We start from the raw sequence: 15,798 nt of genomic DNA on the forward strand, positions 1-15,798 counted from the left end.
TCCATGACTGCACCCACTTGCAACCAGCCGCACCACCACGACCACGCCCACCAGCATGGCCCGCACTGCGGCCACACGGCCGTGATGCACGAAGGCCATGTCGATTACCTGCACGACGGGCACCTGCACCATCCGCATGGCGACCACGTGGACGAGCATGTGATTGCCGTCTCGGCCACCAACCCCGATGCCTGCACGCCGCAGCACCGCTGCCAGGGCCATGAGCCCGGCCACGTGCATGGCCCGGGCTGCGGCCATGAGGCCGTGCCCCATGGCGACCACGTGGACTATCTGGTCGATGGCCACTTGCACCACCCGCACGGCGACCACTGCGACGACCACGGCCCGTTGCAAGTGGTGGCCCCCGCCGCGTGAGCGCGGGCGATGACAGCGCCGCCGCACAAGGGCTGCGGCGGCGCGGCCTGTTTGCCCTGATGGCCGCTGCATGCGCGGCAGCGGGCATGGGCGGCGTGCACGCATCGCCGCTCAAGCGCGATGAGCACGTGCTGGCGCTGCCCGGGCTGCTGTGGCAGGGCGACGATGGCCTGCTGCATGCCGACATCGAGCTATGGGTATATGAAAACGAGCGCCGCCCGGGCGCTCGCACCCTGTTTGCGCGCTATCTGGGCATCGAGCTGGGCCAGCTCAGCGCGCGAGAGCGCGCGCTGTTCGAGGCCCGCGCGCGCTGGTTCCTCAAGGATTCCGAGCGCGGCAAGCGCCTGTCGATTGCACTGAATGGGCAAGGCCCACTGCCTGTGAATCGCACCGACCGCGCAGGCCGCAGCTCCACGCAGATCAGCCTGCCCAGCGCGCTGTGGAACCCGGCCTGGGAGCGCGCCCCGGCGCAGCCGCTGGCCTATGCCGTGGCAGGCCGCAGCCAGAGCCGCGGCTGGCTCTGGCCCGTGCCGGCACAGGGCCTGTCCATCGTCAGCGACATCGACGACACCATCAAGATCTCCCAGGTGCGCGACACGCGCCAGCTGCTGCGCAACACCTTTCTTGCCCCCTTCGAGGCCGTGCCGGGCATGGCCGCCTGGCTGGGCCAGATGCAGGCCGCCGGCACCCAGGCCGGGCGCAATGTGCAGCTGCACTACCTGTCATCCAGCCCGGTGCAGCTGCTGGAGCCCCTGCAGGACTTCTTGCAGGCTTATGGCTTTCCGGGCGGCTGCCTGCAGCTGCGCGAATCGACCGCCTGGAACCGCCTCATCCCAGGCGCTCAGGATGGCCAGCGGCACAAGCTGGCGCACTTGCAGCGTTTGATGGCGCGTTTTCCCGGGCGGCGCTTCGTGCTGATCGGCGACTCGGGCGAGGCCGACCCGGAGATCTACGCCCAGGTGGCCAGCGGCCACCCGCAGCAGGTGGCGGCCATTCTGATCCGCGATGTCACCGGCCAAGCGCCCACGGCCGCGCGCTACCGCCAGGCCATGGCGGCGCTGCCCGCCGCCACGCCCTGGTATCTGATCGAGGACGGCGCGCAAGGCCTGGCCATTGCGCAGCAACACGGTTTTTGGCTTTGACGGCTGCGCAGCCAGCGCCCCCAAGCCCCCCAACCTCCAGCCCAGCCCCTGCAGGCCCCCGGCCCGCAGGGGCTTTACGTTTGCTTGCAGCCAGGCTGGGCGGCGCAGGGCTATAACCACGCGATCGTCTTGAACAAGGATTGCCCATGCCAATGAAGCCCCTGAACTGCCAGCGCCCCAAAGGGCTTGCCCCCCAAGCGCGCCGTTGGCGCCCCGCCGTGCTGGCGCTGCTGGCCGGCCCGTTGCTGGCGCTGGCGCAGCAGCCAGAGCCTGAGGCGCAGCCGCCGCTGTACACCGAGGATTACGGGCGCTGCCTGGAGCGCGCCGATGCCGTCAATGCCGAGATCATCGACTGCATGGCCAAGGAGCTGGCGGTGCAGGACGGCCGCCTCAACACCCACTACCAGGCGCTGCGCGCGCAGCTGAGCGCGCAGCGCAAGGAGCAGCTCAAGCACGCGCAGCGGCTTTGGCTGCAATACCGCGATGCGCATTGCGAGTTTCTGCTCGACCCCAATGGCGGCACCATCACCCGCCTGCTGGCCAACGACTGCACGCTGCGCGAAACCGCCCTGCGCGCGCAAGAGCTGCAAGGCCTGGCCGACACAGGCCTGTTTGAGGATGTCAACAGCCCGCCAGCGCAAGAGGCGCAGCCCGGGGCATCGACCAGCGCCGCCAGCACCGCCGGCGCGACGCAAGAGACGGCCCCGCCCAAGGAAGCCGGCTGGCCAGCGCTGCTGCAACAACTGCGCCAGCGGGCCCAGGCCCAATCGGCGGCCGGGCGCTAGGGCGGCTCTGTGGCTCTGTGGCTCTGTGGCTCTGTGGCCCTGCCCGATAATCCGGCGCGACGGTTCTCCTTGAAAGCCCCTCGCCATGTTTGCCTACATCGTCAAGCGCTTGCTGCTGATGCTGCCCACCTTGCTGGGGGTGTTGCTGCTGACTTTCATCGTGGTGCAGTTCGTGCCGGGCGGGCCGGTGGAGCAGTACCTGGCCGAGTCGCGCGCCGGGCCGGGCGGAATCGAGGGCGCAGGCCTGCACTACCGGGGCAACGAGGGCGTGGATGCGCGCCGGCTGCAAGAGATCAAGGCGCTGTATGGCTTCGACAAGCCGGCGCACGAGCGCTTTTTGCAGATGCTGGGGCAGTTCGCGCGCCTGGATCTGGGGCGCAGCTTCATGCACAACAAGGATGTGTGGCAGCTGATCCGCGAGAAGCTGCCCGTGTCCATCAGCCTGGGGCTGTGGAGCTTTTTCATCAGCTATCTGGTGGCCGTGCCGCTGGGCGTGGCCAAGGCCGTGCGCGCGGGCAGCCGCTTCGATTTCGTTACCACCTTGCTGGTGCTGCTGGGCTACGCCGTGCCGGGCTTTGTGCTGGGGGTGATCTTGCTGGTGGTGTTCGGCGGCCAGCTCGAATGGTTTCCGCTGCGCGGGCTGAGCTCGCCGGGCTGGGAGGACATGGGCTGGGGCGAGCGCGTGCTCGATTACCTGTGGCACGTCACCCTGCCCGTGATCTCGATGGTCGCCGGCAGCTTTGCCGTGACCACGCTGCTGACGAAGAACGCCGTGTTGGAGGAAATTCGCAAGCAGTACGTGCTCACGGCCCGCGCCAAGGGCCTGGCGCCGCGTCAGGTGCTGTGGCGCCACGTGTTTCGCAATGCGCTGATCCCCATCATCACGGGTTTTCCGGCGGCGTTCATCGGCGCGTTCTTTGCTGGCTCGCTGTTGATCGAGACGCTGTTCACCCTCGATGGGCTGGGCCTGCTGGGCTATGAAAGCATCATCCGCCGCGATTACCCGGTGGTGCTGGGCACGCTGTATTTGTTCACGCTGATTGGGCTGCTGACCAAGCTCATCAGCGACCTGTGCTATGTCTGGGTCGATCCGCGCGTGAAGTTCGATTGAGCTGCCAACCCCTGCATGAAAACAAGCGCCTGCGGCGTGGTGATTCGCGCAGGCCCGCCCAAGGGCTTGGCAGCTTTGGCATGATGGCGCGCATTTTGTTTCCATCCCGCATTGCAGGAGAGTTGCGATGACCCAGACCCCCAATACTGCCGGCCAAGTCCAGGGCAAGCCGCTGCAGGACTTTCTCATCACCCGCAAGTGGCCTGCTCGCCACCCCGAGCGCATCCAGCTGTATTCGCTGACCACGCCCAATGGCGCCAAGGTGTCCATCGCGCTGGAGGAGCTGGGCCTGCCCTACGAGGCGCACCGCATCGACATCACGGCCAATGACCAGTTCACGGCCGAATTCCTCTCGCTGAACCCGAACAACAAAATCCCGGCCATCCTCGACCCCGATGGCCCGGGCGGCCAGCCGCTGGCGCTGTTCGAGAGCGGCGCCATCCTCATCTACCTGGCCGAAAAAGCCGGCCGACTGCTGCCGCAGGACGGCGCGCAGCGCTACCAGGCGCTGCAATGGCTGATGTGGCAAATGGGCGGCCTGGGGCCGATGTTTGGCCAGCTGGGCTTCTTCTACAAATACGCTGGCCGCGAGATCGAGGATCCGCGCCCGCGCGAGCGCTATGCCAATGAATCGCGCCGCCTGCTGGGCGTGCTGGATCAGCAGCTGCAGGAGCGCGACTGGTTGCTGGGCCGGGGCGAGGCCGCCTATTCGATCGCCGACATCGCCATCTTCCCCTGGGTGCGCAACCTGGTGGTGGGCTATGGCGCTGCCGAGCTGGTGGGTTTTGAGCAGTTCAAGCATGTGCAGCGCGTGCTGGCCGCGTTCAACGAGCGCCCGGCGGTGCAGCGCGGCCTGCTCGTGCCCGCTGCCGGGGAGCAGCCATGACGGCGGGCAAGCGCGCGAAACTGGCGCGCAAGAGTGGCGAGCTGATGCAGGCGGCGCCGCAGGTCGTGGCCGTGCGCGTGGGCCGCATGCTCACGGCTGGGCCGCAGCCCAGCGCGCGCGACCGGCGTGAGTTCCAGCGCATGGGGGCCGAGAAAGCCGAAGCCTTTGCGCAATCCTGGCAAGCCATGGCAGTCCAGGCGCTGGCCGCGCAGCAGCAATGGGCGCTGTGGTGCACCCAGGCCTGGTGGCAAATGGCGCTGGGCGGCTGGATGCAGCCGGGCGCCTGGGAGCAATTGGCCCGTGGGGCGCAGCAACGCCTGCGTGAAGCGGGCCTGGATACGGCGCTCAGCGGCATCCAGCCCGTGCACCGCCGCGCCACGGCCAATGCTCGGCGGCTGACCGGCCAGCGCCGGTCGCGGCGCTGATCTGGCGGGGCCCGCCGCCCGGGCCGTTGCAGGCGCTCAGGGGTGCAGTACGCCCAGCCCCAGCAGCGCCAGCACCAGCAGCCCCAGCGCCAGGCGGTAGATCACAAAGGGCAGATAGCTGTGGTGCGAAACCCATTTGAGAAACACCACGATCACCGCATAACCGCTGGCAAAGGCCACCAGCGTGGCCAGCGCCGTGGGCCCGGCAGGCACGGCGTTGCTGCCCCAGGTTTTGAGCAGCTGGTAAAAGCCCGAGGCAATCACCGCCGGAATGGCCAGCAAAAAGGAATAGCGCGCTGCGGCCTCGCGGGTGTAGCCCAGCAGCAGGCCTCCGGTGATGGTGCCGCCCGAGCGCGACACGCCCGGGATCAGCGCCAGCGCCTGCGCCAGGCCGAACAGCAGCGCGTGGCGCGTCGTCAGCGCCTGCAAAGGCCTGGTCTTGCGCCCGATCCAATCTGCCCAGGCCAGCACCAGCGCAAAGCCGATGAGCATGCTGGCTGTGATGTAGAGATTGCGCAGCGTCGATTCGATCGCGTCTTGAAACAGCAGCCCCAGCACGACGATGGGCACGGTGCCGACGATGATGAACCAGCCCATGCGGGCATCGGCATCGAGCCGCGCCAGCGGCTGGCCCAGCGTGCGCAGCCAGGACTGGGCGATGCGCCATAAATCCTTGCGGAAGTACAGCAGCACCGCTGCCTCCGTGCCCAGCTGGGTGATGGCCGTGAAGGCCGCGCCCGGATCACCGCCCGAGGGCAGCAGCGGCCCGAAGATGCGCAGATGCGCGCTGGAGGAAATGGGCAGGAATTCGGTCAGCCCCTGCAGGAGCCCGAGAACAATGGCTTCAAACCAGCTCATGGTGACGGTGCGCGCCGCAAGCGCCCGGCAGGCGCCTGGCAGGCGCGCCCTCTGTGCCAGCGGGGCGGGAAGATGTGGGAGGAAAAAGCGCCACGCCAGGCCTTTACGGCAAGGGCATGGGCCCGGGTCAGGGCCGCGGCATTGTCGCATGCCGGCTGCGCGCCCCGGCGCTGCCAGCGGCGCTGCGCGGTGTGGCAGTTGATCTGGTGTGCCAGCCGGCTCAGCTCAGGCCGCTGACCGGCAGCGCGGCGCCGTGGATGGGGTTGGCGGCGTTGGAGCAGAGAAAGCCAATGATCTCGGCCAGTTGCTGCGGCCTGACCCAGCGGGCCGGGTCGGCATCGGGCATGGCGGCGCGGTTTTCCGGGGTGTCGATGATGCTGGGCAGGATGCAATTGACGTTGATGCCCTGCTCGCGCAGCTCGGCGGCTAGGCTTTCGGTCATGCGGATCACGGCGGCCTTGGCGGTGGTGTAGGCGGCCATGTGCGGCGCGCCCTGGTGGGCGGCGGCCAGCGCGCCGATGTTGACGATCTTGCCGCGGCCCAGCGCCAGCATGTCCGGCACCACGGCCTGGCAGGCGTGCAGCGCGGTCAGCAGGTTGAGCTGGTATTGACGCTGCCAAGCCTCCAGCGGCGTGGCATGCACCGGCGGGCCCATGTCAAAGCCGCCAGCCAGGTTGCACAGCACCTCGATCGGGCCGAAGTGTTGGCGCGCGCGCGCCAGCGCAGCGGCCAGCGCGGCCGGGTCGAGCAGGTCGCAGTCCAGGCACAGGGCCTGCGCTTTGGGCCAGTCGCCAAAGTGCTGTTGCAGCGCCTGCGGGCTGTGGTCGAGCAGGATCAGGCGCTCGCCAAGGGCGCGGAAGTGCTGGGCGACGGCGCGGCCCAGGTTGCCGCTGGCGCCGGTGATGAGCAGCGTGCGTGCGGGGTGGTTCATGGCAGGGGCTCCAGAAAGGGGGGGGCTCAGGCGTTGGCGCCGGCATCGGTGTCGGCCTCGGTGTCGGCCTCGGTGTCGGCATTGGCAGCGGCGCGGCGGGCGCGGTGGTAGTCGCCATTGCCACGGGTGAAGAGCAGGTCGCTTTCCAGCACCTCGCCTGGCTGCAGATCGCCGGCCTGGCCGACGCGCTGGTAAATGGGCGCAAAGTCGATCTGCGCCAGCTCCAGCAGTTCATCCAGGTCGCGGATCACGAAATAGCTTTCCTGGAAGTCGTCGATGCGGTAGCGGGTGCGCATGACGCGCTCCAGATCGAAGCGGATGCGATTGGGCGAGGCGTCTTCCAGGCAGAACAGGCTTTCGGTGCGTGAGGAAGCGATGCCTGCGCCGTAGATGCGCAGACCGCCATCTTCCTGCAGCAGGCCAAACTCCACTGTGTACCAGTACACCCGCGCCAGCTTGTCCAGCACGCCCAGCTCCTTGGCGCGCATGCCGCCTGCGCCATAGGCCTGGATGAAATCGGCCAGGGCCGGGTTCATCAGCATGGGCACGTGGCCGAAGACGTCGTGGAACACGTCCGGCTCTTCCAGATAGTCCAGCTCGTGCGGCTTGCGGATGAACTGTCCGGCGGGAAAGCGGCGGTTGGCCAGGTGGTCGAAGAACACGTCGTCGGGCACCAGGCCGGGCACGGCCACGACCTGCCAGCCGGTGTGCTTCATCAGCACGTCCGACAGGCGGCGGAAATCGGGGATTTCATCGGCGCGCATCGGCAGCTGCCGCATGCCTTCGACGAAGGCGCGGCAGGCGCGGCCGGGCAAGAGCTTGCTCTGGCGCTCGAACAGGGTTTTCCAGACGCCGTGTTCCTCGGCGCTGTAGTGCTCCCAGCCCTGGTCGATGGTCCAGTCCGGGTTGGCTGGCGCGGCCTCCAGCCCGGCGGCCAGGCCGTGTTTGGTTTTCTCGGGTGCGGCGTTCATGCGGTGTCTCCTCGTTGTTTTGACAGGCATGGCGCGCCCAAGGCGCCTGCCTGGGTTTGGTCGGGTCTTGTTCCGACTTTTGCCAGCTTGCGCCAGCGGGTGCCTGCGCACGCTGCGCTGTCATGGCGCCGGCGCGAAGCGGGCGGCGATGGCGTCGATGCTGCGCGCCAGCGCGATGTCGCGCTCGCTCAGGCCGTCGGCGTCGTGCGTGGTCAGGGTGATGTCCACGCGGTTGTAGACGTTGAACCACTCCGGGTGGTGGTCGCTTTTCTCCGCGTGCAGCGCCACTTCGGTCATGAAGGCAAAGGCCTGGGTGAAATTGGCGAAGGTGAAGCGGCGCTGGATCAGGCCGCCGCGCTCGGGCGCATAGCCCCAGGCGGGCAGGGCGGCCAGGGCGCGTTCGCGCTCGGCATCGGTCAGGCGTTGCATGGCGTAGTCCCCCTGGCCTCAGGCTTTTTCGGTCTGCAGCACGCCGCGGTTGATCTGGTCGCGCTCCAGCGATTCGAACAAGGCCTTGAAGTTGCCCTCGCCAAAGCCCTCGCGGTAGTCGCCCTGGCGTTCGATGAACTCGAAGAAAACCGGGCCCAGCAGGGTCTCGGAGAAGATTTGCAGCAGCAGGCGCGGCTGGCCGCCCTCGGTCGTGCCGTCGAGCAAAATGCCGCGCGCCTGCAGCTCGGGCACGGGCTGGCCGTGGCCGGGCAGGCGCTTTTCCAGGTTTTGGTAGTAAATGTCGTTGGGCGCGGTCAGCAGCGGGATGCCGGCCATTTGCAGCTTGTCGATGGCCTCCACCAGGTTGTCGCACAGCAGCGCGATGTGCTGGATGCCCTCGCCGTTGAACTTCATCAGAAACTCTTCGATCTGGCCGCCGCCTTGCTTGGCCTCCTCGTTGAGCGGGATGCGGATCTTGCCGTCCGGCGCGGTCATGGCCTTGGAGGTCAGGCCGGTGTACTCGCCCGAGATGTCGAAATAGCGGATCTCGCGGAAGTTGAACAGGCGTTCGTAAAAATCTGCCCAATAGGCCATGCGACCGCGATAGACGTTGTGCGTGAGGTGATCGACCACTTGAAAGCCGTGGCCCACGGGGTTGCGATCCACGCCATCGAGCCACTGGAAGTCGATGTCGTAAATCGTCTTGCCTTCCTCGTAGCGGTCGATCAGGTAGATCGGCATGCCGCCAATGCCCTTGATGGCCGGCAGGTTCAGCTCCATCGGCCCGGTGGCGATGTGAATGGGCTGGGCGCCTTTTTCCAGCAGCTGCTCATAGGCCTTGTGCGCATCGCGCACGCGAAAGGCCAGGCCGCAGGCCGAAGGGCCGTGCTCGGCGGCGAAATAGCCCGCCAGGCTCTTGGGCTCGCGGTTGACGATGAAGTTGATGCCGCCCTGGCGGTACAGCGACACGTCTTTGGAGCGGTGCCGCGCCACCTCGGTAAAGCCCATCTTCTCGAACAGCGGCTCGAGCACGCCGGGCGTGGGCGAGGCGAACTCGACGAATTCAAAGCCGTCAAGACCGGCGGGGTTGTCAAACAAATCGGCCATGGGGTGTCTCCTGGATCTGTGGGGGGCGATGCGGCGGCGGCCCGGCCGCGCCGCGAAAAGAAAATCGGTCGCCAATCATAGGGGCGCGACCATGCAAAATTCCTGCAAGCATCGGGCGTAAACTGCGCCAATTCACAGGAAAACTGCAAAAAATAAATGGAAGACGCACACTTTCAATTGGATTCCATCGACCTGCGCGTGCTGCGTGCGCTGCAGCACAACGGTCGCGCCACCTACGACGAACTGGCCGCCGCCGTGGGCTTGTCGCCCTCGGCCACGCTGCGGCGCGTGCGGCGGCTGGAGGAAGCCGGCGTCATCGACCACTACGCGGCCCTGCTCAGGCCCGAGCGCGTAGGCCTGGGGCTGACGGCCTATCTGAACGTGCGGCTGGAAAAGCTCACCGCCACGCACAAGCGCAACCCCATGGACAGTTTTCGCGCCGCCGTGCAGACCTGGCCCGAAGTCGTCGAGTGCTGCTCACTGACCGGCGAGATGGACTACCTGCTGCGCGTGGTCGTGCGCGACATGGCGCACTACTCGCGCTTCGTCATGGACACGCTGCTCAAACACCCCAGCGTGCAGGACTGCAAGACCAGCTTCGTGCTCGACCGCGTCAAGCACACCACGGCGCTGCCGGTTTGAGGGCCTGTTGACGTCTTGGGGTGCGAGCGGGCGATGGCATGAGCGGCAAGGCGCAAAGCATCATCCCAAAACGATATTGGGGTTGCTGTTGAGTGCCGCTGGAGATTAGGGGCAGGAGTGGCGTCCCGCTCAAGCTGCTGCTGTTGTGCCCGTGCTCGGCAAAGCCTCGGCCTGGGTGATGATGCCGCCGCCCAGGCAGACCTCGCCGTCGTACAGCACGGCGCTTTGGCCGGGGGTGACGGCCCATTGGGGATCGGCAAAGCGCAGGCGCCAGCGGCCGGGGGTGTCGTCTGCGGCCAGGGCGCAGGCGGCGTCTTGCTGGCGGTAGCGGGTCTTGGCGGCGCAGGGGCCGGGCGCAGGCGGTGTGCTGGCACACCAGCTGGCGTCGTCGAAGGTCAATTCGTGTGAGAGCAGCCAAGGGTGGTCGTGGCCCTGCACGGCGTACAAGGTGTTGGTGGCCATGTCCTTGCGGGCCACGAACCAGGGCGCGTGCGTGCCGCCGCCACGCTGCGCGCCTTTTTCCTTGATGCCACCAATGCCCAGCCCCTGGCGCTGGCCCAGGGTGTAGAAGCTCAGGCCCACGTGCTCACCAATCTTGCGGCCGCGTTCGTCCTTGATGGGGCCGGGCTGGTTGGCCAGGTAGCGGTTCAAAAACTCACGAAACGGCCGCTCGCCGATGAAGCAGATGCCGGTCGAATCTTTCTTTTTGGCGTTGGGCAGGCCGATTTCGGCGGCGATGCGGCGCACCTCGGTCTTGTGCAGCTCGCCCACGGGGAACAGGGCCTTGCCCAGTTGCGCCTGGTTCAGCCGGTGCAGGAAGTAGCTCTGGTCCTTGGTCGGGTCCAGCCCCTTGAGCAGCTCGTGGCGCTGCGTGGCGGTGTTCAAGCGCACGCGCGCGTAGTGGCCGGTGGCGATTTTTTCCGCGCCCAGGCGCATGGCGTGGTCGAGAAAGGCCTTGAACTTGATCTCGGCGTTGCACAGCACGTCGGGGTTGGGTGTGCGGCCGGCCTGGTATTCGCGCAAAAACTCGGCGAACACGCGGTCTTTGTAATCGGCGGCGAAGTTGACGTGCTCGATCTCGATGCCGATGACGTCGGCCACGGCGGCGGCGTCCAGAAAGTCTTGCCGGCTGGAGCAGTATTCGCTGTCGTCGTCGTCTTCCCAGTTCTTCATGAAGATGCCGACCACTTCGTGGCCCTGCTGCTTGAGCAGCCAGGCGGTGACGGCCGAATCGACGCCGCCCGAGAGGCCCACTACGATGCGCTGTTTGTCTGTCATGGCGCGCATTATGCGGCGCGGCAAGGGCGGCGGCGTGCTGGCCTGCGCTGGCCTTTGCTGGCCTTCACAGCCCTGCGCCGGGGCGGGCCGGCGGGGTGGCAAAGCTTCGTATCATCGGCGCATGCTGGATCGAATCGCCCCGTCCGCTCACCCCCAGGCCCAGGAGGAGGCCATCACCGTCAGCGGCGTGACGCCGCCCGAGGACGCCTGGCGCCAGACTCATCTGGGCCGCCTGCTGGGCCACGCGATGCGGCGTTTCGATGAGCGCGTGCTGTACCTGATGGCGCACGATGTGGAGGTGCCGCTGGTGCTGTCGAACCTGGCGGCGCGCAACAAGGTCAGCGCAGCGCACATCCATGTCACGCGGCATTTGTCGCTGCGTGGCGATCGCATCACCACGCTGGCGCAGCGCGCGGGCATGAGCAAGCAGGCCATGGCCGACTTGATCGACCAGTGCGAGGCCTGGGGCCTGGTGCGGCGCGAGCGCGACCCGGCCGATGGGCGCGCGGTGCGCGTGGTGTTCACGGCCGATGGGCTGCTGTGGCTGGCGGCCTTCAAGCGCTCGGTGGCGCAGGCTGAGGCGGAGTTCAAGCAGGCCGTGGGCGAGCAGGTGGCGGTGGTGGTGCGCATCGGCCTGGAGAGCTACGCCAGCGAGGGCTGAGCGCTGGCCGGGCCGCAGGGGCAGCCGCGCTGTGGAGCTTTGGCGCGCTGGCCTGGCCGTTATTTGGACAGCATGCGCATGGCGTCTTCCAGGCCCTTGAGGGTCAGTGGGTACATGCGCCCGCCCATGAGTTGGCCGATCAGGTCGATGCTTTGGCGGTAGCCCCAGACGCCTTGCGGTTCGGGGTTGATCCAGGCGTGCTGGGGGAAGGCACCCGTCAGGCGCTGCAGCCACTCGGCGCCAGCCTCGGCGTTGTGGTATTCGACGCTGCCGCCGGGCTGCAGGATTTCGTAGGGGCTCATGGTGGCGTCGCCCACGAAGATGAGTTTGTAGTCCTTGTTGTACTTGCGGATGATGTCCCAGGTGTCGAACTTCTCGGTGAAGCGGCGGCGGTTGTTCTTCCAGACGAAGTCGTAGACGCAGTTGTGGAAGTAATAAAACTCCATGTGCTTGAACTCGCTCTTGGCGGCCGAGAACAGCTCTTCGACGCGCTGGATGTGTTCGTCCATGGTGCCGCCCACGTCCATCAGCAGCAGCACCTTCACGCTGTTGTGCCGCTCGGGCACCATCTTGATGTCCAGCCAGCCGGCGTTGGCGGCGGTGGCGCTGATGGTGCCGGGCAGGTCCAGCTCCAGTTCGGCGCTGGTGCGTGCGAACTTGCGCAGGCGCTTGAGCGCGACCTTGATGTTGCGCGTGCCCAGCTCCTGGCTGTCGTCGTAGTCGCGGTACATGCGCGCGTCCCAGACCTTGACGGCGCTCTTGCCGCCGCCCTTGCCGCCGATGCGGATGCCGCGCGGGTTGTAGCCGCCGTGGCCGAAGGGGCTGGTGCCGCCGGTGCCAATCCACTTGTTGCCGCCTTCATGCCGCCCCTTTTGCTCTTCCAGGCGCTTTTTCAGCGTCCGCATCAGCTCGTCCCATTCCATGGCCTCGATGGCGGCCTTTTGTTCGGGGCTGAGCTCGCGCTCGAGCAGCTGCCGCAGCCAGTCCTCGGGGATCTCGCGGCGGTAGTCGGTGAGCATCTCCACGCCCTTGAAGTAGGCGGCAAAGGCGCGGTCGAACTTGTCGTAGTGCTTTTCGTCCTTGACGAGGATGGTGCGCGCCAGGTGGTAGAAGTCCTCCATGCTGGTGGGCTGCTCGGCCTTGGGGCCGATCACGCCGCGCTCCAGCGCTTCGAGCAGGGCGAGGAATTCCTTGACCGAAACGGGCAGCTTGCCCGCGCGCAGGGTGTAGAAGAAGTCGATCAGCATGGGCGGTGGGCGGTAGTGGGGTGGCGGGGTGGGGCAGGTGCTCAGCGCTGGCCCTGGGCCAGCAGGTATTGCAGGTGGGCGCGGGCCTCGGGCCATTCGCCCTGGGTCAGGCTGTACATCACGGTGTCGCGGATGGTGCCGTCGCGGCGCAGCGCGTGGCCGCGGATCACGCCGTCTTTTTTTGCGCCCAGGCGCTCGATGGCGCGCTGGCTGGCGTAATTGAAGTTGTCCGTGCGCCAGCCCACCACGCGCGCGCCCAGCGTCTCGAAGGCCTGGGTGAGCAGCAGCAGTTTGCAGGTGGTGTTGACGTGCGTGCGCTGCACGCGCCGGGCGTACCAGGTGTAGCCAATCTCCAGCCGTTGCACGGCCGGCAGGATGTCGTGGTAGCTGGTGCTGCCCAGCACGTCGCCGCTGGCCGCGTCGATCACGGCAAAGGGCAGGCGCTGGCCTTGCTGCTGCATGGCCAGCGCGGTGTCGATGTAGGCGCGCACCTTCTCCGGCTCGGGCACGCTGCTCACGCGCAGCTCCCACAGCCGGCCGTCGCAGGCGGCGGCGCGCAGGCCCTCTTCGTGGCTGTGCTGCAAGGGCTCCAGGCGCAGGCCATTGGCGTGCAAGGTGGTGGGGGTGATCCAGGTCATGGGTGGTCTTCCAGGTCATGGGTGGTCTTGGGTCTGTGGCGTCGCTGCCAACAGCTCGCCCAGGCGCTGCAAATCCTCGGTGGCGATATAGCCATTGAGCTCCCGGTCGGCGCCGGGCCCACAGGCCCAGTTGGCCGAGCGGTAGCGCTGCGCGCCACTGGCGTCGGTCAGGCGCAGCTCATACACGGTGGCGCCGGCTTCACACTGGCGCGGCGCGCTCAGGCGCAGCCGCGCCAGCGCTTGCTGGGCCTGCGGGCTCAGGCCCGACAGCGGCTGCTGCTGGCTGTGCAGCGGCTGTTGCTGGCGCCAGGTGTTGAGCTGGCTTTTGGTGACGGTCACGATCACGCGCGCGTCGTCGTCGCTGGGCCTGGGCCGCCAGACCAGGCCGCCTTCGACGCTGTAGCCGTCGCCACAGGCGCTCAGCCAAGCCAGTGCTGCCGCCATGCTCGCGGTGGCGGCCAGGCGCTGCAGCGTGGCGCGGCGGCGGGGCAGGGGGCAAGGTGATGTGTGGTGCATGGCGGGCCTGTGGGCGGATGCGGCTGGGGGGCGGCTGGGCCGATGGGCGCAGGCTCAGCGATTGCGCTGGTTCATGAACACCAGCTTCTCGAACAGGGTCACGTCCTGCTCGTTTTTGAGCAGCGCGCCCAGCAGCGGCGGCAGGGCGATCTTGTCGTCCTGGCTGCGCAGGGCCTCGGCCGGGATGTCTTCGGCCAGCAGCAGCTTGAGCCAGTCGATCAGCTCGCTGGTCGAGGGCTTTTTCTTCAGCCCGGGCACGCTGCGGATTTCGTAGAAGCTCTTGAGCGCCGCGGTGAGCAATTCGCCCTTGAGCTGGGGGAAGTGCACCTTGACGATCTCCTGCATGGTCTGCGCGTCCGGGAACTTGATGTAGTGAAAGAAGCAGCGGCGCAAAAAGGCATCGGGCAGCTCCTTCTCGTTGTTGGAAGTGATGAACACGATGGGCCGCTGGCGCGCGCGGATGAGCTCGCGCGTTTCATAGACGTGGAACTCCATGCGGTCGAGCTCGCGCAGCAGGTCGTTGGGGAATTCGATGTCGGCCTTGTCGATCTCGTCGATCAGCAGGGCCGTGGGTTGCTCGGCGGTGAAGGCCTGCCAGAGCACGCCCTTGACGATGTAGTTGTGGATGTCCTTGACGCGGTCGTCGCCCAGCTGCGAGTCGCGCAGGCGGCTGACGGCGTCGTACTCGTACAGGCCCTGCTGCGCCTTGGTGGTGGATTTGATGTGCCATTGCAGCAGGTTCAGCCCCAGGGCCTGGGCCACTTCCTCGGCCAGCATGGTCTTGCCGGTGCCGGGCTCGCCCTTGACCAGCAGCGGGCGCTGCAGGGCAATGGCGGCATTGACGGCCAGCATCAAATCCTGCGTGGCGACGTAGTTTTCGGATCCTTGAAATCTCATGTGCGGTGCTCGGTGAAGATGGGATGGAAGGGGGAACAGGCTCTTGGCGCATGCGGCCTATGCCGCGCCCGGCGATGTTATTCCAGACGGATGCGCGCCAGGCCCGGGTCGGGCTCTGGCAGGCGCAACTGCATGTCGCGCAGCGCGTGGCACAGCAGGTCGGCCACCAGCAGGTTGCGTTGGCGCTTATTGTCAGCGGGGATGACCCACCAGGGCGCGTGGGCGGTGGATGTGGCCTCCAGCAGTGCGTCGTAGGCACACTGGTAATCGTCCCACTGCGCGCGCGCCTGCAGGTCCTCGCGGGCGAACTTCCACTGCTTGGCTGGGTCGTCCAGGCGTTTTTGCAGGCGCTTGCGCTGCTCGTCCTTGCTGATGTGCAGCAGGCACTTGAGCACGCGCGTGCCGGTCTCGCTGAGCAGCTGCTCGAAGTGATTGATGTGCGCGTAGCGGCGCTGCGTCTCGCGCTCGTCGATCGCGCCGCGCACCACGGGCACCAGCACGTCTTCGTAATGGCTGCGGTTCCAGACCGTCAGCTCGCCAGCGCCAGGCACGACGGCATGGCAGCGCCAGAGGAAGTCGCGTGCGCGCTCTTGGGCGCTGGGGGCCTTGAACGCATGCACGTGCACGCCCAGCGGCGAGGTGCGCGAGAACACCCAGCGGATGGTGCCGTCCTTGCCGCTGGTGTCCATGCCCTGCAGGATCAGCAGCAGTTTGCGTTGCCCATTGGCGTAGAGCAGGTTTTGCAGCTCATCGAGCTGCAGCGCCAGCTCGTCCAGGCGCTGCAGCTCGGCCTGCTTGCTGCCCAATGGATAAGGGGTTTGGTCGGGGTCGATGTCGGCCAGGCTGTGGCCGGGGCGGATGCGGTATGCGTCGAATGCGTTCATGGCAGGCTGACTCGG

General features: G+C 67.2%; 19 protein-coding genes. 8 read left to right on the forward strand and 11 right to left on the reverse strand.

The genetic code is table 11. The features are described from left to right. Positions 1 to 3 precede the first annotated feature (3 nt). From CK620_RS14015 to CK620_RS04660, 6 genes are all read left to right on the forward strand, one after another. The gene (locus CK620_RS14015; protein WP_095556027.1) at positions 4 to 375 is read left to right on the forward strand and encodes a hypothetical protein; all 372 of its coding nucleotides are present in this window, start codon (positions 4 to 6) and stop codon (positions 373 to 375) included. Continuing rightward, complete coding sequence (locus CK620_RS04640) at positions 372 to 1,517, forward strand: phosphatidate phosphatase App1 family protein (RefSeq protein ID WP_095549318.1); 1,146 nt, start codon at positions 372 to 374, stop codon at positions 1,515 to 1,517. Before CK620_RS14015 ends, CK620_RS04640 begins: the two co-directional genes overlap by 4 nt. Before the next feature lie 146 nt (positions 1,518 to 1,663). Further along, a complete protein-coding gene (locus CK620_RS04645; protein WP_095549319.1) occupies positions 1,664 to 2,302 on the forward strand; it encodes a lysozyme inhibitor LprI family protein in 639 nt (212 codons plus the stop codon). An 85-nt stretch (positions 2,303 to 2,387) separates the two neighbouring features. After that, on the forward strand, positions 2,388 to 3,413 hold the full coding sequence (locus CK620_RS04650) for an ABC transporter permease subunit (protein ID WP_095539187.1): 1,026 nt from the start codon (positions 2,388 to 2,390) through the stop codon (positions 3,411 to 3,413). 127 nt (positions 3,414 to 3,540) lie between these two features. Then, positions 3,541 to 4,299, forward strand: a complete 759-nt coding sequence (locus CK620_RS04655; protein ID WP_095549320.1) for a glutathione S-transferase N-terminal domain-containing protein — start codon at positions 3,541 to 3,543, stop codon at positions 4,297 to 4,299. Beyond that, positions 4,296 to 4,724 carry a polyhydroxyalkanoate granule-associated phasin gene (locus CK620_RS04660; protein WP_238946020.1) on the forward strand — a complete coding sequence of 143 codons (429 nt, stop codon included), beginning with the start codon at positions 4,296 to 4,298 and terminating at the stop codon, positions 4,722 to 4,724. The genes CK620_RS04655 and CK620_RS04660 overlap by 4 nt, the downstream gene beginning before the upstream one ends. 36 nt (positions 4,725 to 4,760) lie before the next feature. Here the strand turns inward: CK620_RS04660 and CK620_RS04665 are convergent, their stop codons facing one another. The 5 genes from CK620_RS04665 to hppD all read right to left on the reverse strand — a co-directional run bounded on the left by CK620_RS04665 (position 4,761) and on the right by hppD (position 9,020). Then, the gene (locus CK620_RS04665) at positions 4,761 to 5,582 is read right to left on the reverse strand and encodes an undecaprenyl-diphosphate phosphatase (RefSeq protein WP_095541693.1); all 822 of its coding nucleotides are present in this window, start codon (positions 5,580 to 5,582) and stop codon (positions 4,761 to 4,763) included. Positions 5,583 to 5,802: 220 nt separating this feature from the next. Continuing rightward, on the reverse strand, positions 5,803 to 6,513 hold the full coding sequence (locus tag CK620_RS04670; protein WP_095549321.1) for an SDR family NAD(P)-dependent oxidoreductase: 711 nt from the start codon (positions 6,511 to 6,513) through the stop codon (positions 5,803 to 5,805). 26 nt (positions 6,514 to 6,539) lie between these two features. Further along, the gene (phhA, locus tag CK620_RS04675) at positions 6,540 to 7,484 is read right to left on the reverse strand and encodes a phenylalanine 4-monooxygenase (RefSeq protein WP_095549322.1); all 945 of its coding nucleotides are present in this window, start codon (positions 7,482 to 7,484) and stop codon (positions 6,540 to 6,542) included. 120 nt (positions 7,485 to 7,604) lie between these two features. Beyond that, positions 7,605 to 7,913, reverse strand: a complete 309-nt coding sequence (locus CK620_RS04680) for a 4a-hydroxytetrahydrobiopterin dehydratase (protein WP_095549323.1) — start codon at positions 7,911 to 7,913, stop codon at positions 7,605 to 7,607. A gap of 18 nt (positions 7,914 to 7,931) precedes the next feature. Then, positions 7,932 to 9,020, reverse strand: a complete 1,089-nt coding sequence (gene hppD / locus CK620_RS04685) for a 4-hydroxyphenylpyruvate dioxygenase (RefSeq protein WP_095541853.1) — start codon at positions 9,018 to 9,020, stop codon at positions 7,932 to 7,934. A gap of 156 nt (positions 9,021 to 9,176) precedes the next feature. Between hppD and CK620_RS04690 the strand changes: the two genes are divergently transcribed. After that, positions 9,177 to 9,662 carry an Lrp/AsnC family transcriptional regulator gene (locus CK620_RS04690; protein ID WP_095541697.1) on the forward strand — a complete coding sequence of 162 codons (486 nt, stop codon included), beginning with the start codon at positions 9,177 to 9,179 and terminating at the stop codon, positions 9,660 to 9,662. A gap of 129 nt (positions 9,663 to 9,791) precedes the next feature. Here CK620_RS04690 and mnmA read toward each other — a convergent pair whose 3' ends face one another. Then, positions 9,792 to 10,949 carry a tRNA 2-thiouridine(34) synthase MnmA gene (gene mnmA / locus CK620_RS04695; protein WP_095549324.1) on the reverse strand — a complete coding sequence of 386 codons (1,158 nt, stop codon included), beginning with the start codon at positions 10,947 to 10,949 and terminating at the stop codon, positions 9,792 to 9,794. A gap of 112 nt (positions 10,950 to 11,061) precedes the next feature. Here mnmA and CK620_RS04700 point away from each other — a divergent pair, with 112 nt between their 5' ends. Then, positions 11,062 to 11,601 carry a MarR family winged helix-turn-helix transcriptional regulator gene (locus CK620_RS04700; RefSeq protein WP_095539406.1) on the forward strand — a complete coding sequence of 180 codons (540 nt, stop codon included), beginning with the start codon at positions 11,062 to 11,064 and terminating at the stop codon, positions 11,599 to 11,601. A gap of 59 nt (positions 11,602 to 11,660) precedes the next feature. Here CK620_RS04700 and CK620_RS04705 read toward each other — a convergent pair whose 3' ends face one another. From CK620_RS04705 to CK620_RS04725, 5 genes are all read right to left on the reverse strand, one after another. Then, a complete protein-coding gene (locus CK620_RS04705) occupies positions 11,661 to 12,848 on the reverse strand; it encodes a vWA domain-containing protein (RefSeq protein WP_095549325.1) in 1,188 nt (395 codons plus the stop codon). 41 nt (positions 12,849 to 12,889) lie between these two features. Continuing rightward, the gene (locus tag CK620_RS04710; protein WP_095549326.1) at positions 12,890 to 13,486 is read right to left on the reverse strand and encodes a GNAT family N-acetyltransferase; all 597 of its coding nucleotides are present in this window, start codon (positions 13,484 to 13,486) and stop codon (positions 12,890 to 12,892) included. Between the two features lie 15 nt (positions 13,487 to 13,501). Further along, the gene (locus tag CK620_RS04715; RefSeq protein WP_095549327.1) at positions 13,502 to 14,002 is read right to left on the reverse strand and encodes a hypothetical protein; all 501 of its coding nucleotides are present in this window, start codon (positions 14,000 to 14,002) and stop codon (positions 13,502 to 13,504) included. Between the two features lie 54 nt (positions 14,003 to 14,056). Then, positions 14,057 to 14,899 (reverse strand): AAA family ATPase, encoded by an 843-nt coding sequence (locus CK620_RS04720; RefSeq protein WP_095539175.1) that lies wholly within the window; start codon positions 14,897 to 14,899, stop codon positions 14,057 to 14,059. Between the two features lie 77 nt (positions 14,900 to 14,976). Next, positions 14,977 to 15,783, reverse strand: coding sequence for a PPK2 family polyphosphate kinase (locus CK620_RS04725; protein ID WP_095549328.1), 807 nt, complete (start codon positions 15,781 to 15,783; stop codon positions 14,977 to 14,979). Positions 15,784 to 15,798 lie beyond the last annotated feature (15 nt).

The organism is Vandammella animalimorsus (genome assembly GCF_002285285.1).
Lineage (GTDB): Bacteria > Pseudomonadota > Gammaproteobacteria > Burkholderiales > Burkholderiaceae_C > Lampropedia > Lampropedia animalimorsus.